This is a genomic window from Rathayibacter sp. AY1B5 (genome assembly GCF_002932795.1).
Taxonomy (GTDB): Bacteria; Actinomycetota; Actinomycetes; order Actinomycetales; family Microbacteriaceae; genus Rathayibacter.
Genome location: NZ_PSWM01000013.1, coordinates 1 through 21,383, shown reverse-complemented (window position 1 = coordinate 21,383; position 21,383 = coordinate 1). Strand labels below are relative to the sequence as shown.

Below are 21,383 nucleotides of genomic sequence, written 5' to 3'. Positions count from 1 at the left end.
GGGACGCTCTCCCCGCGACGACCGTCACACTCGAGGAGAAACCATGACCGACACCGTCACCATCCCCGGCTACAAGGCCGGCACCTGGGTCATCGACCCCACCCACAGCGAGGTCGCGTTCAGCGTCCGCCACCTGATGATCAGCAAGGTCAAGGGCAAGTTCGAGCGCTTCACCGCCACGTTCACCACCGGCGAGAACCCGCTCGACTCCAAGGTCGAGGCCACCGCCGAGGTCGCCTCCGTCAACACCAACGAGCCCAACCGCGACGGCCACCTCCGCACCGGCGACTTCTTCGAGGCCGAGCAGTACCCGGAGATCCACTTCGTCTCCACCGCCGTCCGCCCGAACGGCGACGACTTCCTCGTCGACGGCGAGCTCACCATCAAGGGCACCACCAAGCCCGTCACCTTCGAGGTGGAGTTCGGCGGCTTCGGCACCGACCCGTACGGCAACTACAAGGCCGGCCTCACCGCCAAGGCCACCATCGACCGCACCGACTTCGGTCTGACCTACAACGCGGCCCTCGAGACCGGTGGCGTGCTCATCGGCGAGAAGGTCACCATCACCCTCGACCTGCAGGCCGCCCACCAGGCGTAGTCCGAGCCGATCGACCGGAGCCGTCCCTCCCTCCGGGGAGCGGACGGCTCCGTCGTTCCCGGAGCCGGTGCGGGATCAGAGGATGCCGAGCTCCGTCAGCTGCTCGGAGATGCCCGCGCCGTCGGGCGCGAAGACCCAGGTCGTGCCGCTGGTCAGCGAGCGGTCCTCGGCCTTGGAGCGGCCGCCCGCGAGCACCGCCTCGCCGGTGGAGAGCTGGCGGATCGCGATCGCCGCGACCTTGTCGGGGTGCTCGTCCGCGAAGTCGGAGTAGATCTCCTCGTCGTGCTGCCCGTCGTCGCCGACCAGCAGCCAGCGCACGTCCGGGAACTCGGCCGCGAGTCGGCGGAGGTTCATCTCCTTGTGCTGCTTGCCGCTGCGGAACCAGCGGTCGTGCGTGGGGCCCCAGTCGGTCAGGAGCAGCGCTCCGGCCGGGTACAGGTGCCGCGAGAGGAAGCGGGTGAGCGCCGGGGCGACGTTCCACGCGCCCGTGGAGAGGTAGATGACGGGGGAGCCCTCGTACTGCCGGGCGAAGCGGTCGAGGAAGACCGCCATGCCGGGCGTGGGCATCCGGGCGTGCTCGTCGAGCACGAAGGTGTTCCAGGCGGCGACGAAGGGGCGGGGGAGCGCGGTGACCATCACCGTGTCGTCGACGTCCGAGACGACTCCGAGCCGCGACTCCGGACGCACGATGAGGACGGGCGCCTCGACGGGCTTCGAGCCCGCGGTCGAGAAGGTGATGGTGTGCCAGCCGGGCTCGAGCGTGATCGGGAGGTCCGCGTCGACGACTCCGCCTCGGTCGGCCGTGACCCGATGGGTCTGCCCGTCGGCCTCGACGGTCACGACGGCCCCGCTCACGAAGACGCTGGTGAAGCTCCGCCAGCCGCGCACGCCCTCGACGGGGCGGACCTCCTCGGCCCCGGGAGGGGTCGGCCGCGTGTAGAGGACACGGGCCAGGACGCGCAGCTGCGTGGTCGAGCCGTAGCCGGTGTAGGGGATGACCCGCGGGACGTAGCCCTTGCGCTTGACGCGCCTCATCCGGAAGGAGTGGAGTCGGTCCTCGAGGCGGGCGGCGCGGTGCATGACCTCGGCCTTGCCTGCGCTCAGGGGCTTGCTCTCGGGCGTCAGCGGCATCCGCCCAGTCTGTCAGACCCGATGCCGGACCGCGGATCGCGCTCTCACGCGATCGTCAGGCGTCGGCGGGCTCGATCAGCTCGGGGCCGTTCGCCGAGACGGAGCCCACGGCCGCCCCGACGCCGTGCACCTCGAGCTCCTCGGCCAGCTCGGCCGCGCCCTCGGCGGCCGCGCGCAGCAGCTCGCCGTCCCCGGGGGAGGCCGGGTCCAGCCAGTCCTCGATCAGCTCCGGCTGCAGCAGCACCGGCATCCGCTCGTGCACCTCGGCGAGCGGCCCGGCGGAGGGGCGGGTGAGGATCGTCGCCGAGAGCAGCCAGGGAGCGCCCGGCTGAGCCGAGCGCCACCACTCGTAGAGACCGGCGAAGAGGAGGAGGGAGCCCTCGCCCGGCGAGACGTAGACGGGGGCCTTCGCCCCGTCCGCGCCGACCCGCCACTCGTACCAGCCCGAGGCGGGCACGATCGCGCGCCGGGAGGCGTAGGACTCCCGGAACGACGGCTTCTCGGCGACGGACTCGATCCGGGCGTTGAACAGCGGCGGCCCGGCGGACGGGTCGGCGGCGGAGCGGGGCACCAGGCCCCAGCGGGCCCCGGCGAGCCGGCGCCGCGGCGGGCTGCCCTCCTCGACCCCCTTCATCGACTCCGCGACGACGGCGATCCGCTGGGTCGGCGCGATGTTCCAGGACGGCTCCGGCAGGTCGGCGCCCGGCTCGTCGATGTCGAAGAGCGCCACCAGGTCGGCGGTGGTCTGCGAGAGGACAAAGCGTCCGCACATGGTTTCTCCCGGGTGGATCGGACCCGCGGAGCCGTCGCCCGTCCGGGGGCGCGAAACACGAGGGACTTTCGATGAAACGACCCCGACCGGCGGTCGGCGTGCGTACGATTGTAGGAACCACGACCGAAGGAGCCCGCCGTGCCTCTTGGAAACCTCGTCGACCGACCGTTCGGTGAATCGTCCCAGGTCCGCAACGAGCCGGTGCAGGTGCGCAGCGCCGCCCGTCTCGCCTCGCTGCTCGACGCGGCGGCCGCCGTCGTCGACGAGGTCGGCTTCGACCGCCTGACCACGGCGATGGTGGCCGAGCGCGCGGGAGCGGCGATCGGCACGGTCTACCGCTACTTCCCCGACCGCATCGCCGTCCTCCAGGCGCTGCGCGAGCGGGCCCTCGAGCGCTTCCGCCGACGCGTCATCACCGAGATCCGCGACACCCACCCGGGCAACTGGTGGGGCGCGGTCGACTGCGCGATCGACGCCTTCTGCGAGATGCACCGCAACGAGCCGGGCTTCCGCTCCATCCGCTTCGTCGACACGATCCACGCCCCCGAGGTCGCGGGCGAGGCGTTCGAGGCCGGCTTCTTCGCGCGCCGCTTCGCCGAGATCCTCGCGTCCGAGTACGGCCTCCCGGGCGGCGCGCAGCTGTCCTTCCGCCTCGAGGTGACCATCGAGGTCGCGGACGCGCTGCTCACCCGCGCGTTCCTCATCGACCCCCACGGCGACCAGCGCTTCATCGACGAGAGCCGTTCGCTGCTGCGCCACTACATGACCTCGCACTACGGAGCCGTCGAGGAGTCCTGACCCGCCCGGGCTGTCAAGGCCCTAGTCGCTCCCGGAACATCCCGCAACACTTCGCGGTCCGGGTTGGCAGGCGGCTGCTATTGGTGTTTTCCTTGCCGCCTGGCCCCGTTCGGGGCCGCGGGCCGCGCAGCGGCCGGACGCGCGGAGCGAGAGCGGGCACAGTCGTGGACCAGGGACAGATCGGCGCGCACACCGCCGGACGGCGGGCGGCCTCGTGATCGAGTTCCGCAACGTCAGCAAGCAGTACCCGGACGGCACCCGGGCGGTCGACGACTTCTCGCTCGTGCTGCCCTCCCGGCAGACGACCGTCTTCGTCGGCTCCTCCGGCTGCGGGAAGACCACGATCCTCCGCATGATCAACCGGATGATCGAGCCGACGTCCGGCACCATCGAGATCGACGGCGAGGACATCTCCTCTCTGCCCGCCGTCGCCCTCCGCCGCCGAATCGGCTACGTGATGCAGAACTCCGGACTCCTGCCGCACCGCAAGGTCATCGACAACATCGCGACCGTGCCGCGGCTGAACGGGGTCGCCAAGAAGCAGGCGCACTCCCGCGCGCTCGAGCTGATGGACACGGTCGGACTGGACCGCGGGCTCGCCGCCCGGTACCCCAGCCAGCTCTCCGGCGGCCAGCAGCAGCGCGTCGGCGTGGCGCGCGGCCTCGCGGTGGACCCGAACATCCTGCTGATGGACGAGCCGTTCGGAGCGGTCGACCCGCTCGTGCGCGCCGACCTGCAGCGCGAGACCCTGCGGCTCCAGGACGAGCTCGACAAGACCGTGGTCTTCGTCACCCACGACATCGACGAGGCGTTCCTGCTCGGCGACCAGGTCGTCATCCTCGAGAAGGGCGGCCGGATCGCGCAGAAGGGCTCGCCCGCCGAGATCCTGGCGAACCCCGCGAGCGAGTTCGTCGCCGGCTTCGTCGGCGCCGACCGCGGCAAGCGCTCGCTCCGGATCGAGGAGCGCGACGGCGCCCGCATCGTGGTCGACGGCGACGGGCGCCCGACCGGCGTGCTGCGCTCGCAGGACGGCCCCGCCGCGTGAACTGGGTCGTCAACAACACGGACGCGATCGTCGCGAACCTGCTGGCGCACCTGGCCCTGTCGGTTCCGCCGATCCTGCTCAGCTTCCTCGTCTCGCTGCCGTTCGGCTGGTTCGCGAACCGCTACCGCTGGAGCCGCGGAACCCTGCTGACGGGGCTCGGCGTGCTCTACGCCATCCCGTCGCTGGCCATGTTCATCCTGCTGCCGGTCCTGCTGGGCATCCCGCTCCGCTCGACCGCCAACGTGATCACGGGCCTCACCCTCTACGGAGTCGCGCTGATGGTCCGCACCACCTCGGACGCACTGGGCGCGGTGTCGGACGACGTCCGCCAGTCGGCGACCGCGATGGGCTACTCGGGCTGGGCGCGCTTCTGGCGGGTCGAGTTCCCGCTGGCGGGTCCGGTCCTGCTCTCGGGCCTGCGGGTGGTCACGGTCAGCACGGTCAGCCTGGTGACGGTCGGCGCGGTGCTCGGGATCCAGAGCCTCGGCCTGCTCTTCACCGACGGCTTCCAGCGCGGCATCACCGGTGAGATCGTCACGGGCATCGTCCTCACGATCGTCCTCGCGCTGGTGCTCGACGGGCTGCTGGTGCTGATCGGCCGTCTCCTCATGCCCTGGACGGCCCTGGACCGCACGCGCCGCTCGCGCAGGCCGCTCGCGGTCGAGAGGGCGGTGACGTCGTGAACCTCATCGCCGAGGCCTTCGCCTGGATCGCCGATCCCGCGCACTGGACCGGGGTCTACGCGATCCCGACCCGCGTCGCCCAGCACGTCGGCATCAGCCTGCTGGTGCTCGTCATCGCCGCCGCGATCGCTATCCCGATCGGGTACCTGATCGGGCACACCGGGCGCGGCAAGGGCATCGCGGTGCCCGTCGCCGGTGGTCTGCGAGCCCTGCCGACGCTGGGCGTGCTCGTCCTCGCGGCGATGAGCCTCGGGCTCGGACTCGGCGCTCCGGTGATCGCCCTCGTCGTGCTCGCGATCCCATCGGTGCTCGCCGGCGCGTACTCCGGACTGGAGGCGGTCGACCGCCGCACGGTCGACGCGGCGCGCTCGATGGGCATGACCGAGTGGCAGATCCTGACGAAGGTCGAGATCCCGCTGGGGCTGCCGCTGCTGATCGGCGGACTCCGCTCGGCCGCGCTGCAGATCATCGCGACCGCCACGCTCGCCGACTACATCGGCGCGGGCGGACTCGGCCAGTACATCTTCCGCGGAGTGAAGTCGGGGGACTACCCGCAGATGCTCGCCGGCTCGATCCTGGTGATCGTGCTGACGCTCCTCAGCGAGGTCCTCTTCGCCCTCCTCCAGCGGCTCGCCGTGCCGCGCGGAGTCGTGCTCGGCCTGGCCGGCACCGCCGGCCGCACAGGTTCCCGCACGTCGTCGCCCCGACGACGCGCGGTGGTGGGAATCCCCATCGAAGAAGGGAAATAGCAATGTTCACAGCACATTTCACGAAGGGCCGTGTCGCGCTGAGCGCACTCGCGGTCGGTGCCGTCGTGGCACTGGCAGGGTGTTCCTCGAGCGATCCGCTCGATGAGGGATCGGGTGCGACTGCGGGCAGCGAGACCATCGTGGTCGGCTCGCAGGACTACTACTCGAACGAGATCCTCGCCGAGATCTACGCGCAGGCTCTGGAGAACGACGGCTTCACCGTCGACCGCCAGCTGCGCATCGGCCAGCGCGAGATCTACCTGCCCGAGATCGAGAGCGGATCCATCGACGTCTTCCCGGAGTACGACGGCAGCCTCCTGCAGGCGCTCGAGCCGGACGCGACGGCCACCACCGCCGACGACGTGTACTCCGCGCTCGGCGACGCGCTGCCCGACGGTCTCCGCGCCCTCGACGCCGCCGAGGCCAGCGACCAGAACTCCTACACCGTCACCCAGGCCTTCGCCGACAAGTGGGACCTGACCGACATCGCGTCGCTCAAGAACGTCACCGACCCGATCGTGGTCGGCGGCAACTCCGAGCTGCAGACGCGTCCCTACGGGCCCGACACCCTGCAGTCGAAGTACGGCATCACGACCACCTTCCAGGCGATCGAGGACAGCGGCGGATCGACCACCGTCGACGCGCTCACCAGCGACCAGATCCAGCTGGCGAACGTCTACACGGCCGACCCGAACATCCAGAAGAACGACCTCGTCGCTCTCGAGGACCCGGACGGACTGTTCGTCGCCGACAACGTCGTGCCGATCGTCTCCAGCAAGATCACGGACGACGCGGCCGAGGTGCTGAACGCGGTCAGCGCGAAGCTCACCGCGGACGACCTGGTCGCCCTCAACTCCGAGAGCGTCAACGAGCAGAAGTCCGCGTCCGCGATCGCGGGCGAGTGGCTGAAGTCGGCGGGTCTCGTCGACTGATCCTCCCCGGATCCACGCCCGGAGGCGCGTCACTCGTCGAGGTGGCGCGCCTCCGCTCTGTTCAGGAGCTTCTTCCCGAGGAGCACGAGCAGGGCGAAGACGACGATGACCCCCACGAAGACGTAGCCGGCGCCGTGCAGGCTCTCCGAGAGCTCCCGGTAGCTGCCGGCCGCCGCGGCGCCGACGCCGACGTAGGCGGACGACCAGAGCACGCACGCCGGGATCGTCCAGGCCATGAAGGTCCGGTAGCGCATCCCGCTCATCCCCACCGTCAGCGGGATCAGCGAGTGCAGCACCGGCAGGAAGCGCGAGAGGAACACGGCGAACCCGCCGCGCCGTGCGAGGTAGCGCTCGGCCTTCAGCCAGTTCTTCTCGCCGAGTCGGCGTCCCAGACGCGATGCGCGGATCCGCGGCCCGAACCAGCGGCCGAGCCAGAAGCCGACGGACTCGCCGCAGAGCGCGCCGATGACGACGGTGACGGCCAGCGCCACGAACTGCAGCGGGCTGGTGACGCCGGTCGCGCTGACGATCACGATCGTGTCGCCGGGGACGACGAGGCCCGCCAGGATCGTGGTCTCGAAGAAGATCGCGAGCCCGGCGAGGAGCGTCCGCCAGACCGGGGGGACGCCGACCACGAAGTCCAGGATCCCGGTGAGGGTGTCGTTCACCGGGCGCCCCCGCCCGCCGCGGACTCGATCGGGGGCTGGGGCCGACAGCGGCTCCGGATGCTCGGCATGGCTCGATCGTAGGGGCGCACGGCTGGGCGGCGGCAGGGCTGCGCCCGGGAGGCCGGTGGGCGTGGAGCGCTCAGGGGACGGCGACCCGTGCGGAGGCGGCGGGGCCGGTGCCGTTCGCCGTGACCGCCTGCACGGAGAGGGTGTAGCTGCTGCCCGGGACCAGCTTCGTGAAGGTCTGCGACCGCTTGGTCGCGGCGACCACGGCGCTCCAGGCTCCGGCTCCGCTCGTGTCGGACCCGTCGCGCGACACCCGGTAGCCGGTGACCGCCGAGCCCCCGGTGCCCGCGGGGGGCGACCACGCGAGCGTCGCCGTGCCGTCCGAGCCCGCCGTGGCGGTGACCGCGGTCGGAGCGCCGGGGAGCCCGGTGGCGGCGAGGGTCGCCGTCAGCGTGGTGCTGCTCCCGGGAGTGACGACGCTGTGCGAGGCGGCGCCGCCGTCGGACCAGGAGGAGAACCGGTAGGCCGTGCCCGAGGCGTCGGTCTGGTCCGGGACCTCCAGCTGGAGTGCCGAGCCCGCCCACGAGACGACCGTCGTGCCGCCGGCGACCTCGGTGCCGTTGACGACGACCGTCCGGCCGACGGGAGCGGTGGCCAGGGTGACGGAGACCTTCTGCGGCGAGAACGTCCGCGTCGCCGTGGTCGACACTCCGCTCGAGTCCGTCGCCGTGACGCTGATCAGGAGGTCGCTGTCCGCGGCGGCGGCGAGGTCCTCCGGGCCGGGGGCGACGAAGGAGAGGTCGTTCCCCGTCAGCGGGCCGAGGAAGGGGTGCGTGTGCTGCGCGTGGCGGCGCTGGACGGTCCACGTGAGCGCCGAGGCGGGCAGGGCCCCGTCCTCGGCGTCGGTCGCCGTGGCGCGGAGGCCGTAGCTCCGGCCCGTGACGAACACCCCTCCGTCGGCGGGTGCGGTGATGCTCACGGTCGGCGCGCTGTCTCCCGAGGTGATCCTCGTCGTCGCGGGTGCGGAGACGACTCCCTTCGGATCGCGGACGCGGAGGGACGCGGTCCAGCTGCCGGCGGCGTAGCTGTGGGTGAAGGTCGGGCCGGTCGTGATGCGGTCGGGGGTGCCGTCGCCGAACGACCACAGGTAGGTCAGGGCCCCGCCCTCCGGGTCGCTGCTGCCGGAGCCGTTCAGCCGCGCGGCGAGAGGAGCCGCACCGGAGGAGGGGGCGGCGGAGAGGGCCGCGGTCGGGGCGCGGTTCGCCGCGGCGGTGTAGGCGAGGCGCCGGACCTCACCGCCGTTCGCGTAGCTCGTGTAGAAGAGGTCCTGGGTCCCGCGCGAGGGGCCGAAGGCCATGGCGACGGCGCTGCTGCCGCCGAGGCCGGTCACCAGGTCGCCGGCCGCGCCGGTGCGGCCGAGGGTCCGGATCTTCCCGCACACGTAGTCGCCGAAGAGGTACGCGCCGTCGTAGGCGGCCGGCCAGACGCCGCGGGGGACGTAGGCGCCGCCCGTGATCGAGGCGCAGCCGCTGCTGTGCGGGTAGTCGAAGACGGGGTCGGTGAGCCCGGCGGGCACCGCGGTTCCGCAGTTCGAGGACGAGCCGGTCTTCGCGCAGTGGCCCTCGCGGGTGTTCCAGCCGTAGTCGGCGCCGGCGACGCCCTGGTCGATCTCCTCCCAGGCGTCCTGGCCCACGTCGTTGATGCGGAAGACGGTGCCGGTCGCGTTCGGGTCGAACGCCATCCGGAACGGATTGCGCAGGCCGCTCGCGAACGTCTCGCGGCAGCGCACGCCCGCGGCGGCCGGGGCGAGTCGGCAGGAGGCGGTCCCGGTGCCCAGGTACGGGTTGCCGGCCGGGACGCCGCCGGTGAGGGTGACCCGGAGGATCTTGCCGTTCAGGATGTTCGGGTCGCGGGCGGCGTCGTTCCGGCCGCCGCAGCCGCTGCCGCCCGGCGAGCCGACTCCGCCGCGGTAGTCGCAGCCGCCGTCGCCGACGCTGACGTAGAGCAGCCCGTCCTTGCCGATGGCGAGGTCGCCGCCGTTGTGGTTGCTCGCGGGGGAGTAGATGCCGTCGAGGAGGACGCGCTCGGAGGCCGGGTCGATGCGGTCGTCGGTGCCGAGCTGGAACGAGGAGACGCGATTGCGCGGAGCTCCCGCGGGATTCACCGTGCCGCCGGCGTTGGTCGGGCACGAGGAGTCGGAGCCCTTCGCGGTGTAGTAGACGACGACGGTCCGGGATCCCGGCGCCGGGTCGACCGCGAGGCCGAGCACACCGCGCTCGCCGTTGGCGCAGATCTTCGAGCGCAGGTCGAGGGCCGGGGTGGGGACCAGGCTGCCTCCGCGGATCACCCGGATCGCGCCGGTCTGCGAGGAGACGAGGGTGCGCCCGTCGGTCGTGAAGGCGAGGGCTGTCGGTGCGGGGACGGCCGCCACCCGCGAGTCGGTGAAGCCGGCGGGGACGACGGGAGCGGCGGACGCCGGAGCCGCGGGCCCGGCGACGAGCGCGGCGGCCGTGACCGCCAGGACGGCGAGCAGGGCGAGACCACGGGGGCGGATCCTCGAGCGGGGCATCGGTGACTCCGAGACGGTCGGCGCTGCTGAGCGAGCGGCGGTCTGCGGCGGTGCAGAGGGCGCTGTCGGCGATGACGCGGGGCCAGGATAGGCGCGCGCGAGGGAGTGGCCGTGTCCCCCTTCAGGGTCAACACTGGGGGCTCCGGGCGCGGTGTCCCCGGACCGCTCACGCGGAGCGGGCCGCAGTACGGCGGTCCGCCTGCTCACTCCAGAGCGGGCAGGACCACCGCGCGGACCGCCTCTGAGAACCGGGCGTAGCCGGCCTCGTCGAAGTGCAGGCCGTCGTCGACGAAGAGGGAGGGGTCGACCGCGCCGTCGGAGGTGACGAGCGCGTCGGCGGTGGGGACGAAGGTGACGCGGTCGTCCGTCTCGGCGTAGGCGCTGACCGCGGTGTTCGCGGCGCGGACCTCGGCGCCGACGGAGGCGCGGGCGGGCGTCTCCGCGATCTCGACGTAGAACAGCTCGGCGTCGGGGGCGACCTCCTCGACGCGCTGGAGGTACTCGACGACCGAGTCGGCGGTCTGCGCGCCGGTCCGCGAGCCCTCCTCGCCACTGATGTCGTTCGCTCCCACGTACACGATCACGGCGCGGGGATCGAAGGGGGCGACCATGCGGTCCAGCCACGCGAGGTGGTCGGCGACCGTCGTGCCGCCGATCCCGATGTTGTAGGTCTCGAGCGGGCGCAGGTCCTCCTTGGAGGTCGTCCAGCGGCCGATCGTGGAGCTGCCCGTGAGGACGATGCTGTGCTGCGGGAACCCGGCGGCGAAGCGCTTCTCGAGACCGGCGACGCGCTCGGCCATGTCGACGGAGGAGGTCGGTCCGGGCTCGGGGGAGCCCGCGGCCGGGGCGCCCGCGCTACCGCTCCGGGAGGCGAGCGAGAGGGCAATGCCTGCGCCGGCGAGGATCAGCGCGAGCACCAGCAGCGCGACCAGGAGGCGGAGGCGGATGCGGCGGGGGCCGGGCGCGGAGCCGGAGGTCGTCGCTCGAGTCATGGCTCGATCTTCGGGCATCGGCGGGCGCGCGTCGTGCACGAGGAGGCCGGCCGAGGATCGGAGCACCCGATGGCCGTCTCCGCGTCACCGGATCGCCGAGATCGGATCCGTCCAGAACGTCACAGAGGATGCACAGCCGTGCCACACTTGCACATCGCCATCGTCATCGTCGCCGCCGGCCGACTTCCGATGGACGATCACGACGAGGACTCATGGCACGCGCACGCATCACCTGGGTGGACACGGCGAAGGGCATCGCGATCATCCTGGTCGCCCTGGCCCACTCCGTGCAGTGGACCACGACCGCCGGGATCGCCCCCGACTCGTGGAACGACATCAACCTGCTCCTCATCACCTTCCGGATGCCACTGTTCTTCCTCGCCTCGGGGCTGTTCGCCGGTTCGGTGCTCACCCGGTCGTGGTCGGAGCTCTGGCGCTCGCGGCTGAGCCTGCTGGTCTGGGCCTTCCTGCTCTGGTCCGTGGTGCGGTTCCTCTTCTTCCTGGTGGTGCCCAACCCGGGCGGTACCGACGAGTCCGACCCGCTGGCGCTGCTCCTCCAGCCGGTGATGCCGCACAACGGGCTCTGGTTCCTCTACGCCCTCACGATCTTCTTCGTGGCCGCCAAGCTCGCGCAGGGCCGGATCGACTGGCGAGTGCAGATCGGCATCGCGACTGCGATCGCCGTGGTCTGGTACGCCGTCCGCTCCAGCACCTCCGAGGGCACCGGGAACATCGCCTGGGACGGCATGGCCCGCTACCTGATGTTCTTCCTGCTCGGCCTGTACCTGCGGAACGCGGTGATCGCGTTCGTGGAGCGCCGCGGGATCGTCAGCGGACTCGGCTTCGGCGTGCTCTTCCTCGTGCTCGCCGGCGTGATCCTCGCCGCCCGCGTCCGCTTCCCGCTGCTGACGATCGGGCTGGTCGTGGTGAGCGTGCTGGCGGTCCTCGCCGGGCTCGTGGTCGCCCGCTTCCTCTCGAACCGGCGCGGCGCGGGCTGGATCACCTTCATCGGTCGCAACACGCTCCCGGTGTACGTGGTGCACGTCCTCTTCGTCTCGCTCGCCACGAGCGCCCTGCTGCTCTTCCAGGGACAGCGCTGGCTCGACGTCATCGGGCCGGTCGTGCCGCTCCTGGTCTGCGGGTCCGGCGTCGCGGCGGCGCTGGGCTACTGGCGCCTCACGCGCGATCTGCCCGTCCTGAAGTACGGCTTCCAGGCGCCCGCCTGGTTCTCCGGCTCCCGCTCGCGCGTCGACGCGGGCTGACCGCGGGTCGCCCACCGGCGGCGCCTCCGCACGGGCCTCCTCGAGCGCCTGCTGCGGGTGTGTCCGTCGCCGACGGCGCGCCCTGAACGGATTCCCACCGCCGATCTCGCGGATGTGCGACTGAGAATCCACTGAAGGTGGGTGAGACGATCCCTCAGCGGGTCGCCGTCCGCCCGATCGCTCGGCGTCGAGAAATCGGCGGCAGCACGTCCGACGGAGGCGAGCCCTGCTCGGCAGTCGCCGCACGGAAGACTCCCTCGACGTCGAGAGGGTCCGTCTCGACGTCGAGCGACCGGTCGGTGGGAGTGCTCGGCGGGGCTCCCGGGGCCACCCCGGAAAGGGTGTCGTCAGGAGCTCGTGGAAGGCCGCACATCCGCCCCAGTACTGGGATCGGAGGCCGTCGGACCTCTCCCGCCGACCTACTCTCGGAGCTGTGAACGAACTCCTGGATCCGCTCCTGCTGTCGAGATGGCAGTTCGGTCTGACGACGATCTACCACTTCCTGTTCGTGCCGCTCACGATCGGCATGGCGCTCACCGTCGCGATCTTCCAGACCTGCTGGGTGCGCACCGGGAAGGTGCACTACCTGCAGCTGACGAAGTTCTTCGGGAAGCTCTTCCTGATCAACTTCGCGATGGGCGTCGTGACGGGGATCGTCCAGGAGTTCCAGTTCGGGATGAACTGGAGCGACTACTCCCGCTTCGTCGGCGACGTCTTCGGGGCGCCCCTCGCGTTCGAGGGCCTGCTCGCCTTCTTCCTCGAGGCCACCTTCATCGGCCTCTGGATCTTCGGCTGGGACAAGCTCCCCGAGAAGCTGCACCTGGCCACCATCTGGCTGACCACGCTGGGCACCACGCTCTCGGCCTACTTCATCATCGCGGCGAACGCGTTCATGCAGAACCCGGTCGGCTTCCGCATCAACGAGACCAAGGGCCGTGCGGAGCTCACCGACATCTGGGCGCTCCTGACCAACAAGGTCGCGCTCGCCGCCTTCCCGCACACGATCTTCGCCTGCTTCATGGTCTCCGCGGCCGTGATCATCAGCGTCGCGGCCTACCACCTCTCGCGGAACCAGCACCTCGAGACCATGCGTCCGGCCCTGAGATTCGGCGCCTGGATGATGCTCGTCAGCGGCGGCCTGACCCTGTTCACCGGAGACTCGCTCGGCCTGGCGATGGTCGACACGCAGCCGATGAAGATGGCGGCCGCGGAGGCGCTCTACCGGACCTCCACGGGCGTCGACGCCTCCTTCTCCGTCTTCACCTGGGGAACGCCGGACGGTTCGAGCGAGCTGTTCTCGATCCGCATCCCCTACCTGCTCTCGTTCCTCTCGACGCACACCTTCACCGGCACGGTCGAGGGCATCGACGACCTCCAGGCGCAGTACACCCGGGTCTACGGACCCGGCGACTACACGCCGATCATCTGGGTCACGTACTGGTCGTTCCGCTGGATGATGGCGCTCGGCGTCCTCGCCATCGGGGTCGCCGCGGCGGGTCTGTGGTTCACCCGGAAGGGCCGCGAGCCGAAGCAGTGGATGTGGAAGGTCGCGATCTGGGCCGCCCCGCTGCCCCTGATGGCGATGATCGTGGGCTGGGTCTTCACCGAGATGGGCCGCCAGCCGTGGCTCGTGTTCGGGCTGCTGAAGACCGCCGACGGAGTCTCGCCCGGAGTGAGCGGCGTCGAAGTCCTGATCTCGCTGCTCGCCTTCACCGCGATCTACGGCACTCTCGCCGTGGTCGAGTTCCGCCTGATCAAGCGGGCCGCGCAGGCCGGCCCCGACGACGCTCCCGAGGTCGACGAGGAGAGCGGTCGCCCGCAGCTCGTCGGCACCGTCTACTAGGAGGCACCTCCATGGATCTCGCCGTTCTCTGGTTCTGGATCGTCGCGTTCTTCTTCATCGGCTACTTCGTCCTCGACGGGTTCGACTTCGGCGTCGGCATGTCGCTCCCCTTCCTCGGGCGCGACGACACCGACCGCCGCGTGCTGATCAACACGATCGGCCCGGTGTGGGACCTCAACGAGACGTGGGTGATCGTCGCCGGCGCCGCCCTGTTCGCCGCGTTCCCGGAGTGGTACGCCACGCTCTTCAGCGGGTTCTACCTGCCGCTGCTGCTCATCCTGCTCGCGCTGATCGCCCGCGGTGTCTCGTTCGAGTACCGGCACCAGCGTCCGGAGGCGCAGTGGAAGCGGCGCTTCGACACGATGATCGTCGTCGGCTCCGCGGTGCCCGCCTTCCTCTGGGGCGTGGCCTTCGCGAACATCGTGCAGGGCGTCCCGATGGACGCCGACCACAACTACATCGGCACCGTCCTGGACCTGCTGAACCCCTACGCGCTCCTGGGCGGAGCGACGACCCTCCTGCTCTTCTTCACGCACGGAGTCGTCTTCGTCGCGCTGAAGACGGAGGGGGAGATCCGCGAGCGGGCGCGCCGCCTGGCGACCCGCGCGGGGCTGCTCACCGTGGTCGTCGCCGCGGTCTTCCTGGCCTGGACCAACCTCGGCCAGGGGAGCACCGCCTCCTGGGCGCTCTCGGCGGGGGCGGCCGCCACCCTCGTCGGCGGCTGGCTCGCCCTCACGCGGGGCCGGGAGGGACGCGCCTTCGCGCTGCTGGCCGGCACCACAGCGCTGGCCGTGCTCGCCCTCTTCGCGACGCTGTTCCCCGCGGTGATGCCCGCCTCGAACGTCCCCGCCTACGGGCTGACGATCGAGAACGCCTCCAGCACGCCCTATACGCTGACCGTCATGAGCTGGACCGCGCTGGTGTTCGTGCCGCTCATCGTCGGCTACCAGGCCTGGACCTACTGGATCTTCCGCAAGCGCATCAGCCGCGCGCACATCCCAGTCGACGCCCACTGACGTGAAGCCCCTCGATCCGCGCCTGCTCCGCTACGCCCGGGCGGCCCGCGTGTTCCTCCTGCTCGGCGGGGCGCTCGCGCTGGCCAGGACTCTCGCGATCGTCGCCTTCGCGTGGCTGGTGGCGCAGCTGGTGGCCGGTGCGGTGGACGCAAGGAGCGCCGACGACCTCGCGCCGCTGCTGGCCGCCCTGCTCGCGGTCGTCGCGGTGCGGGCGGGTCTCGCCTGGGCGACCGAGGTGAACGCGGTGCGCCACGGAGCAGGAGCGAAGGCCCAGCTGCGGCAGGCGGTCCTCGCCGCGCTGGTCGAGCTCGGCCCGGCGGGCCGCTCCGAGGGCGGCTCGGGCGGGGTCGTCGCGCTGCTGGGCGGCGGTCTGGACGCCCTCGACGGCTACTTCGCCCGCTACCTCCCGCAGCTGATCGCCACCGCGGTGGCGACGCCGCTCCTGACGCTCGCGGTCTTCCTCGCCGATCCGCTCAGCGCGCTGTTCCTGGTGGTGACCCTGCCGCTCATCCCGGTCTTCATGGTGCTGATCGGCTGGGCGACGCAGGCCGTGCAGGCGCGGCAGTGGGAGCGGCTGCAGGCCCTCGCGTCCGGCTTCGTCGACACCGTCGGCGGCCTCGCGACCCTCAAGATCTTCGGGCGGGCCGAGCGGCAGGCGACGCGGATCCGCGCGCTGACCGAGGACTACCGCGTGCACACGATGAAGGTGCTGCGGGTGACCTTCGTCAGCGGTTTCGTGCTCGAGCTCGCCGGCTCGCTCTCGGTCGCACTGGTCGCCGTCTCGATCGGGCTGCGGCTCGTCGACGGCTCGCTGGGGCTGGCCGTCGGGCTGTTCGTCCTGGTGCTGGCGCCCGACGTGTTCCTGCCGGTGCGCCAGGTCGGTGCCGAGTTCCACGCGGCGGCCGACGGGGTGCAGGCGGCGGACCGCGCCTTCGCCGTCCTCGAGCGCGCGGCGGCCCTGCCCCCTCGCGGGAAGGCCCCGGCGGCGAGAGGGGCGCTCGAGCTGCGGGGACTCGCGGTCGACGACGGACGCGGGCGGACGCTCGCTCCTGTCGACGCGGTGCTCCCCGTCGGGTCGATCACCGTGGTGACCGGGCCCAGCGGATCCGGGAAGTCGACGCTGCTCGCCGCGCTCGCGGGCTTCGTGCCCTTCTCGGGCACGCTGCTGCTCGGCGGGTCGCCGGTCGCGGATCTGCGGTCGACGCTCGCCTGGGCGGGCCAGCGGCCCGACCTGCTCGCGGGGAGCGTCGCGTCCGCGGTCGGGCTCGGAGCGCTCTCGCCGGACCCCGAGCGCGTGCGGCGGGCCCTGGCGATCGCCGCGGCCGACGTCGACCCCGAGCGCCGGCTCGACGCCGAGGGGACAGGCCTCTCGGGCGGGCAGAGCGCCCGTGTCGCCGTCGCCCGCGCCGTGCACCGCCTGCTCGAGCGCGAGTGCGCCGTGCTGGCCCTGGACGAGCCGACCGCCGCCCTCGACGAGGAGTCGGAGCGGGCCCTGCTCGCCGGGCTCAGGACGCTGGCGGAGAGCGGGACGATCGTGGTCATCGCCAGCCACCGGCCCGCGACCGTCGCGGCGGCCGACGCCGTGATCGCCCTGGCGCCGTCGGGGGTGGTCGCGAGGTGAACCGCTCCGACGTCCTCCGCGCCGCGATGCCGGGGCCGCGCCGCTTCCTGCCGGGCCTGTCGTTCGGGCTGCTCTCCTCCGCCTCCGTCGTGGCGCTGCTGGCCTGCTCGGCCTGGCTGATCGTCCGCGCGGCCGAGCAGCCGCCGATCCTGTTCCTCTCGATGGCCGTCGTGGGCGTGCGGGCCTTCGCACTGGCGCGGGCCTTCTTCCGCTACCTCGAGCGGCTGACCGGCCACGACGCCGCCTTCCGCGCGCTCGCAGAGCTCCGGGCGGGCGTCTACGGGCGCCTGGTGCCGGTCGCGCCGGACGGGCTGGGCCGCGTGCGCCGCGGCGATCTGATCTCACGGGTGGTGTCGGACGTCGACGCCCAGCAGGACGTGCCGCTTCGCGTCGTGCAGCCGCTGATCGTCGCGGCGCTGGTCGCGACGGTCTCCGTGGTCGGCGTCTGGCTGCTGCTGCCGGCGATGGGCGCCGTGCTGCTGGCGCTGCTCGTCCTCGCCTTCGCCGGCGGGGCGCTGGGCGCCGGCCGGCTCTCCGCGCAGGCGGACCGCGAGCTGGCGCCGCTGCGCGGGGAGCTCGCCGAGCGCCTGAACCTGCTGGTCACCCGCCTCGACGTGCTCATCGCCTTCGATGCGGCCGGTGACGCTCTGGCGGACGTCGCGCGCGCGGAGGAGTCGCTCGCCCGGGCGGCGCGACGACGGGCCGCGTCCGCCGGACTGGCCGCGGCCGTCCTCGCCCTCTGCTCGGGCGGTGCGGTCTGGGCGGGCCTCGCGCTGGGGATCCCGGCGATCGGCGACCTCGGCGGTCCGGCCCTCGGAGTCGTCGCGCTCGTGCCGCTCGCGGTCTTCGAGGTCGCCGCCGCCGCGCCGCTCGCCGTGCAGGCGGCGCGCACCGCGCTCTCGAGCGCTCAGCGCCTGGCCGACCTGGACGCGGAGGCGGCGTCGCCGGCGCTCGCGACCGATGCGGAGGTGGACCCGCACGCGCCGGCCCCCCGGGGTGCCGGCATCGTCCTGCGCGACCTGTCGGTGAGCTGGCCCGGTGCGCACTCGCCGGCGCTCAGCGGCGTCTCGCTCGACCTGCTGGAGGGTTCCCGCGTGCTCGTCACCGGCGGCAGCGGCTCCGGGAAGACCACGCTCGCGCACGCTCTGGTGCGCTTCCTCGACCACACCGGCAGCTACGTGCTGGGCGGAGTCGAGGCGCGCACGCTGCCGCAGGCGGAAGTGCGGAAGCGGGTCGGGCTCGTGGAGCAGCAGCCGTACCTCTTCGACGACACGATCCGGCAGAACCTCCTCTTCGCACGGCCCGACGCCGCCGACGCCGTGCTCGAGGCGGTGCTGGAGCGGGTCGGGCTCGGGCCCTGGGCCGCTGCGCGGGGCGGTCTCGACGCGCGGGTGGGGGAGCGGGGCACGCTCGTCTCGGGCGGCCAGGCGCAGCGGATCGCGCTCGCGCGCGCACTCCTGGCCGACTTCCGCGTGCTGGTGCTGGACGAGCCGACGGCGTCGGTGGACGCTCCCGTGGCCGATGCGCTGCTCGCGGATCTGCTCCGCGCCGCCGAGGGGCGGACGGTGGTCCTGATCGCGCACCGCGTCGATCCCGGCCTGGTGTTCGACACGCGGATCCGGGTGGCGGACGGCACGGCGATCCAGGAGCACGGGGCCGCCTGAGCAGGGGTCCGGCTCCGCGAGGGCGATCGGGTCGAGGGGCCCTCAGCCGCGGTCCGACCGGGCTGGCGCCCGCGCCAGGGAGGCCGCGCGCGCCAGGCGCCCGCCCTCCGCCTCCCAGCGGTCGAGTACCGCGTCCGCCCGGGTCCGCGCCGCACCGCGCAGCCCGGCCAGGAGCGGAGCGACGACGTCGCGGGCCAGCGGGTCGCTCAGCTCGTCCACGCGGGAGTCGCGGACGAAGCCCTCGAGCCGGGTGAGGTCGGAGCCTCGCAGCCACTCGGCCCGCGACTGCAGCAGCACGACGGCCGCCAGCCGCGGCTCGAACACCGCCGTCTCCCAGAGCTCGGAGGAGAGGGCGGTCAGGTCGTCGTGCTCGAGCGAGCGGAACTTCCTCAGCGCGTCGCGGACGGTGCCGCGGACCGCCCCGACGGAGGCTCCCGTCGAGTCCAGCCCCGCGCCCAGGCGCTCGCGCACGTCCTGCGCGCGCCAGACGTCGCCCTCGTACTCCAGGGCCGAGCGGATGAAGTCGCCGGGGTCGCTCACCCCTCCATCATGCGTCGCGCGTCAGCCCCGGCTGGCCCAGACGGCCCGTCCGAGGCCGTCGTACTCGACGAGGCGGCCGTCGTTCTGCAGCACCAGGCGGTAGGGCAGGGCGACGCCGCTCTGGCCGATGCCGAACGAGATCCTCGGGAACCGCAGCCAGAGGATCCGGGAGTCGGCCACGTCGAGCCGGCCCTCGGAGCTCATCGAGAAGGCGGCACCGGAGGCGGAGGAGGTGTTCGTCGCCCAGTCCGCGCCGTTCGGCCCGTAGACGACGAAGTTGCCGTCGCGCTGCATCTCGGCCCGCCACTGCCCGCTCGCCGAGGTCAGCCGCGAGCCCGCGACGACGAGGCCGCTCGGGGAGAGCGAGTCGCGCACGACGAGCGCAGCACTGCTCCAGAGGACGCCGAAGTCGTCCGCGATCCGGAGATCGCCCTCGCGGAGGACCATCGTGGCGCCCGGCTCGCCGGACGTGTCCGAGGCCCACAGGGGTGCGCCGTCCGCGGCGTAGACCACGGCGTTCCCGTCGTCCTGCATCCGGAGGACGTTGCCCCGGCCGCGGGTGCCGCTCGCCCAGAGAGCTCCGCCCTGCCCGTAGACGACGAGGTTGCCGTCCGCCTGCATCACCGCCGTGGTGCCTCCCTGGGTGGCGAGCCGGTTCCCCGCGTAGAGGGTGCTCCCGCGGCGGAGGGTGTCGGTGCGCGGCTCGTCGATCCGCCCGCCGATGCTGCTGGCCCAGGCGGCCGAGCCGCTGCGGCGGTAGATCACGAGATTGCCGTCGTCCTGCATCCGCAGCTCGCCGCCCGGGTCGGCCACCGTGCCGCTCGCCCAGACGGGGCGCCCGTCCGCGGCGTACACGACGAGGTTGCCGTCGTCCTGCATCCGCAGGCTGTCGCCGCGCCCCTGCGTGCCCGACGCCCAGGTGGGACGGCCGCCGGCGGCGTAGACCACGGCGTTGCCGTCGTTCTGCATCACGAGGGAGGAGGCGCCGTCGGGGGACACCAGGCGCTCGCCGCGCGCGAGCTGCTCGCCGGCGCGGAGGACCGCGGCGGAGGCGACGGCGGAGGGCGCCGAGGGCGGGACCTCGAGCGCGGAGGCGGACAGCGACCCCAGCAGGAGGGCGCCTGTGGCGGCGATCGCCGCGAGGGAGACGGCCAGGGAGCGGCCGGAGGGGAGGTGCGTCATCGCAGGGGTCCTGTCGAGGAGGGCGGCGGGGTCGGGGGGATCGTCCCACGGCGGGGGAGACCACGACGCCCCCCGGTCCGGGGACCAGGGGGCGTCGTGGCGGACGGGCGTCAGCCGCGGCTGGCCCAGACCGCGCGGCGGCTGTCGTACTCGACGAGGTTGCCGTCGTCCTGCATGACGAGCTTGTACGGGCCGACCGACGCGGCGGGCGGGACGACCGACCATCCGCTCGTCGTCTCGGTGCCCACGGCGATCTGCCCGCTGGTGTCGATGGCGAAGAAGCCGCCGGCGCGGGTGGTCTTCGACGCCCAGATCGGGCCGTTCTTGCCGTAGACGACGAAATTGCCGTCCGCCTGCATCACCGCCCGGTAGACGCCGTTCGCGGAGCGGAGGAAGCTGCCCGCCTCGAGCGAGTTCGCCGCGTAGAGCGTGGTCGAGGGGAAGGCGGCCTGGCTGGTCCAGATCACGTCGTCGGACGAGTTCACGATGATCAGCGAGCCGGCGTTGTTGATGCCCAGGCGGAGGTCCTTGCCGCGCGTGCCCGAGAACCACTTGACGGAGCCGTCGGAGCCGTAGATGACGGCGTTGCCGTCCTTCTGCATGGTGATGCGGTTGCCGGAGCCGCCGGTGCCGGTGCCCCAGACGGCGCCCTGGGGGCCGTAGCCGACGAAGTTGCCGTCGTTCTGCATGACGGCGCTGAAGCGGCCGTCGGCGGAGGTGAGCTGGTGGACGGGGCGGAGGGTCTGCTCCGTGAACAGCGTGTCGGTCACCGGCTCGGCGATGACGCGGCGGACGCTGCTCGCCCAGGCGGGCGAGCCGTTCTCGCGGTAGACGACGAGGTTGCCGTCGGGCTGCATGATCACGGAGGCGCCCGCCTCGTTGATCGTGTTGGTGCTCCACACGGGGCCGCCCTTGGCGGAGTAGACGACCATGTTGCCGTCGGTCTGCATCACCAGGTGGTCGCCGCGGCCCTGGGTGTTCGTGGCGAACGTGGGGCGGCCCTGCGGGTCGTAGACCACGGCGTTGCCGTCGGTCTGCATCCGGAACGAGTAGCCGTTCGTGCCCGAGACGATCCGCTGGCCGGCGGCCAGCTCCTCACCGCCGACGAGGGCGTTGTAGTAGCTGACGGCCGCGCGGGCGGTCTGCTGGGCGGCCTCGGGCGACTCGCTCGCGGGGGCGAGGCCGGCCGGCGCCTCCTCGGAGGAGGAGAGGGGCTTCTGCGGGTTCTCCGCGGCGAGGGCCGGGGTCGCGCCGAAGAGCAGGGCACCGGTCGCGACGAGCGCGATCAGCCCGGAGGCGAGGGGGCGGGGGG

At 72.5% G+C, this 21,383-nt stretch carries 19 protein-coding genes; 11 read left to right on the top strand and 8 right to left on the bottom strand.

Annotated elements, in window-relative coordinates; genetic code table 11:
• Positions 1-43: 43 nt before the first annotated feature.
• Positions 44-598 carry a YceI family protein gene (locus C5D44_RS09745; RefSeq protein ID WP_104237910.1) on the top strand — a complete coding sequence of 185 codons (555 nt, stop codon included), beginning with the start codon at positions 44-46 and terminating at the stop codon, positions 596-598.
• A gap of 75 nt (positions 599-673) precedes the next feature.
• Here C5D44_RS09745 and C5D44_RS09740 read toward each other — a convergent pair whose 3' ends face one another.
• Both C5D44_RS09740 and C5D44_RS09735 read right to left on the bottom strand, forming a co-directional pair.
• The gene (locus C5D44_RS09740; protein WP_258067939.1) at positions 674-1,729 is read right to left on the bottom strand and encodes an App1 family protein; all 1,056 of its coding nucleotides are present in this window, start codon (positions 1,727-1,729) and stop codon (positions 674-676) included.
• A gap of 55 nt (positions 1,730-1,784) precedes the next feature.
• Positions 1,785-2,501 carry an SOS response-associated peptidase gene (locus C5D44_RS09735; protein WP_104281528.1) on the bottom strand — a complete coding sequence of 239 codons (717 nt, stop codon included), beginning with the start codon at positions 2,499-2,501 and terminating at the stop codon, positions 1,785-1,787.
• A 138-nt stretch (positions 2,502-2,639) separates the two neighbouring features.
• Between C5D44_RS09735 and C5D44_RS09730 the strand changes: the two genes are divergently transcribed.
• The 5 genes from C5D44_RS09730 (at position 2,640) to C5D44_RS09710 (ending at position 6,708) form a co-directional block, all read left to right on the top strand.
• A complete protein-coding gene (locus C5D44_RS09730; protein WP_104276549.1) occupies positions 2,640-3,299 on the top strand; it encodes a TetR/AcrR family transcriptional regulator in 660 nt (219 codons plus the stop codon).
• Between the two features lie 214 nt (positions 3,300-3,513).
• Positions 3,514-4,344 carry an ABC transporter ATP-binding protein gene (locus C5D44_RS09725; RefSeq protein ID WP_104276550.1) on the top strand — a complete coding sequence of 277 codons (831 nt, stop codon included), beginning with the start codon at positions 3,514-3,516 and terminating at the stop codon, positions 4,342-4,344.
• On the top strand, positions 4,341-5,027 hold the full coding sequence (locus C5D44_RS09720; protein WP_104276551.1) for an ABC transporter permease: 687 nt from the start codon (positions 4,341-4,343) through the stop codon (positions 5,025-5,027). The genes C5D44_RS09725 and C5D44_RS09720 overlap by 4 nt, the downstream gene beginning before the upstream one ends.
• On the top strand, positions 5,024-5,776 hold the full coding sequence (locus tag C5D44_RS09715; RefSeq protein WP_104276552.1) for an ABC transporter permease: 753 nt from the start codon (positions 5,024-5,026) through the stop codon (positions 5,774-5,776). Before C5D44_RS09720 ends, C5D44_RS09715 begins: the two co-directional genes overlap by 4 nt.
• 2 nt (positions 5,777-5,778) lie before the next feature.
• On the top strand, positions 5,779-6,708 hold the full coding sequence (locus tag C5D44_RS09710) for an ABC transporter substrate-binding protein (protein ID WP_104223111.1): 930 nt from the start codon (positions 5,779-5,781) through the stop codon (positions 6,706-6,708).
• 29 nt (positions 6,709-6,737) lie between these two features.
• On the opposite strand, the gene C5D44_RS09705 is transcribed toward C5D44_RS09710, so the two are convergent.
• From C5D44_RS09705 to C5D44_RS09695, 3 genes are all read right to left on the bottom strand, one after another.
• The gene (locus tag C5D44_RS09705; RefSeq protein ID WP_104276553.1) at positions 6,738-7,376 is read right to left on the bottom strand and encodes a DedA family protein; all 639 of its coding nucleotides are present in this window, start codon (positions 7,374-7,376) and stop codon (positions 6,738-6,740) included.
• 139 nt (positions 7,377-7,515) lie between these two features.
• Positions 7,516-9,951: a PQQ-dependent sugar dehydrogenase gene (locus C5D44_RS09700; protein WP_181118483.1), complete on the bottom strand. Its 2,436-nt coding sequence runs from the start codon at positions 9,949-9,951 to the stop codon at positions 7,516-7,518.
• A gap of 203 nt (positions 9,952-10,154) precedes the next feature.
• Positions 10,155-10,943: a GDSL-type esterase/lipase family protein gene (locus C5D44_RS09695; RefSeq protein ID WP_181118482.1), complete on the bottom strand. Its 789-nt coding sequence runs from the start codon at positions 10,941-10,943 to the stop codon at positions 10,155-10,157.
• A gap of 212 nt (positions 10,944-11,155) precedes the next feature.
• On the opposite strand from C5D44_RS09695, the gene C5D44_RS09690 reads away from it, so the two are divergent.
• The 5 genes from C5D44_RS09690 to cydC all read left to right on the top strand — a co-directional run bounded on the left by C5D44_RS09690 (position 11,156) and on the right by cydC (position 18,349).
• Positions 11,156-12,205, top strand: a complete 1,050-nt coding sequence (locus C5D44_RS09690) for an acyltransferase family protein (protein ID WP_181118481.1) — start codon at positions 11,156-11,158, stop codon at positions 12,203-12,205.
• 433 nt (positions 12,206-12,638) lie between these two features.
• The gene (locus C5D44_RS09685) at positions 12,639-14,048 is read left to right on the top strand and encodes a cytochrome ubiquinol oxidase subunit I (RefSeq protein ID WP_104276557.1); all 1,410 of its coding nucleotides are present in this window, start codon (positions 12,639-12,641) and stop codon (positions 14,046-14,048) included.
• Between the two features lie 11 nt (positions 14,049-14,059).
• Complete coding sequence (gene cydB / locus C5D44_RS09680) at positions 14,060-15,064, top strand: cytochrome d ubiquinol oxidase subunit II (protein WP_104281525.1); 1,005 nt, start codon at positions 14,060-14,062, stop codon at positions 15,062-15,064.
• 1 nt (position 15,065) lies between these two features.
• The gene (gene cydD, locus C5D44_RS09675; protein ID WP_104281524.1) at positions 15,066-16,685 is read left to right on the top strand and encodes a thiol reductant ABC exporter subunit CydD; all 1,620 of its coding nucleotides are present in this window, start codon (positions 15,066-15,068) and stop codon (positions 16,683-16,685) included.
• Positions 16,682-18,349, top strand: coding sequence for a thiol reductant ABC exporter subunit CydC (cydC, locus tag C5D44_RS09670; RefSeq protein WP_104281523.1), 1,668 nt, complete (start codon positions 16,682-16,684; stop codon positions 18,347-18,349). Before cydD ends, cydC begins: the two co-directional genes overlap by 4 nt.
• A gap of 42 nt (positions 18,350-18,391) precedes the next feature.
• On the opposite strand, the gene C5D44_RS09665 is transcribed toward cydC, so the two are convergent.
• The 3 genes from C5D44_RS09665 to C5D44_RS09655 all read right to left on the bottom strand — a co-directional run.
• Positions 18,392-18,889, bottom strand: a complete 498-nt coding sequence (locus tag C5D44_RS09665; protein ID WP_104281522.1) for a DNA alkylation repair protein — start codon at positions 18,887-18,889, stop codon at positions 18,392-18,394.
• Between the two features lie 21 nt (positions 18,890-18,910).
• Positions 18,911-20,071, bottom strand: coding sequence for a hypothetical protein (locus C5D44_RS09660; RefSeq protein ID WP_104281521.1), 1,161 nt, complete (start codon positions 20,069-20,071; stop codon positions 18,911-18,913).
• 110 nt (positions 20,072-20,181) lie between these two features.
• Positions 20,182-21,383: hypothetical protein (locus tag C5D44_RS09655; protein ID WP_104281520.1), on the bottom strand; the 1,202-nt coding region annotated here is incomplete at its 5' end.

Bases quoted from the DNA above. Each gene is read 5' to 3' on its own strand.
- cydB (WP_104281525.1), top strand. From the start codon at position 14,060: ATGGATCTCGCCGTTCTCTGGTTCTGGATCGTCGCGTTCTTCTTCATC.
- C5D44_RS09695 (WP_181118482.1), bottom strand. From the start codon at position 10,943: ATGACTCGAGCGACGACCTCCGGCTCCGCGCCCGGCCCCCGCCGCATC.
- C5D44_RS09700 (WP_181118483.1), bottom strand. From the start codon at position 9,951: ATGCCCCGCTCGAGGATCCGCCCCCGTGGTCTCGCCCTGCTCGCCGTC.
- C5D44_RS09660 (WP_104281521.1), bottom strand. From the start codon at position 20,071: ATGACGCACCTCCCCTCCGGCCGCTCCCTGGCCGTCTCCCTCGCGGCG.
- C5D44_RS09745 (WP_104237910.1), top strand. From the start codon at position 44: ATGACCGACACCGTCACCATCCCCGGCTACAAGGCCGGCACCTGGGTC.
- C5D44_RS09735 (WP_104281528.1), bottom strand. From the start codon at position 2,501: ATGTGCGGACGCTTTGTCCTCTCGCAGACCACCGCCGACCTGGTGGCG.
- C5D44_RS09740 (WP_258067939.1), bottom strand. From the start codon at position 1,729: ATGCCGCTGACGCCCGAGAGCAAGCCCCTGAGCGCAGGCAAGGCCGAG.
- C5D44_RS09690 (WP_181118481.1), top strand. From the start codon at position 11,156: ATGGCACGCGCACGCATCACCTGGGTGGACACGGCGAAGGGCATCGCG.
- C5D44_RS09710 (WP_104223111.1), top strand. From the start codon at position 5,779: ATGTTCACAGCACATTTCACGAAGGGCCGTGTCGCGCTGAGCGCACTC.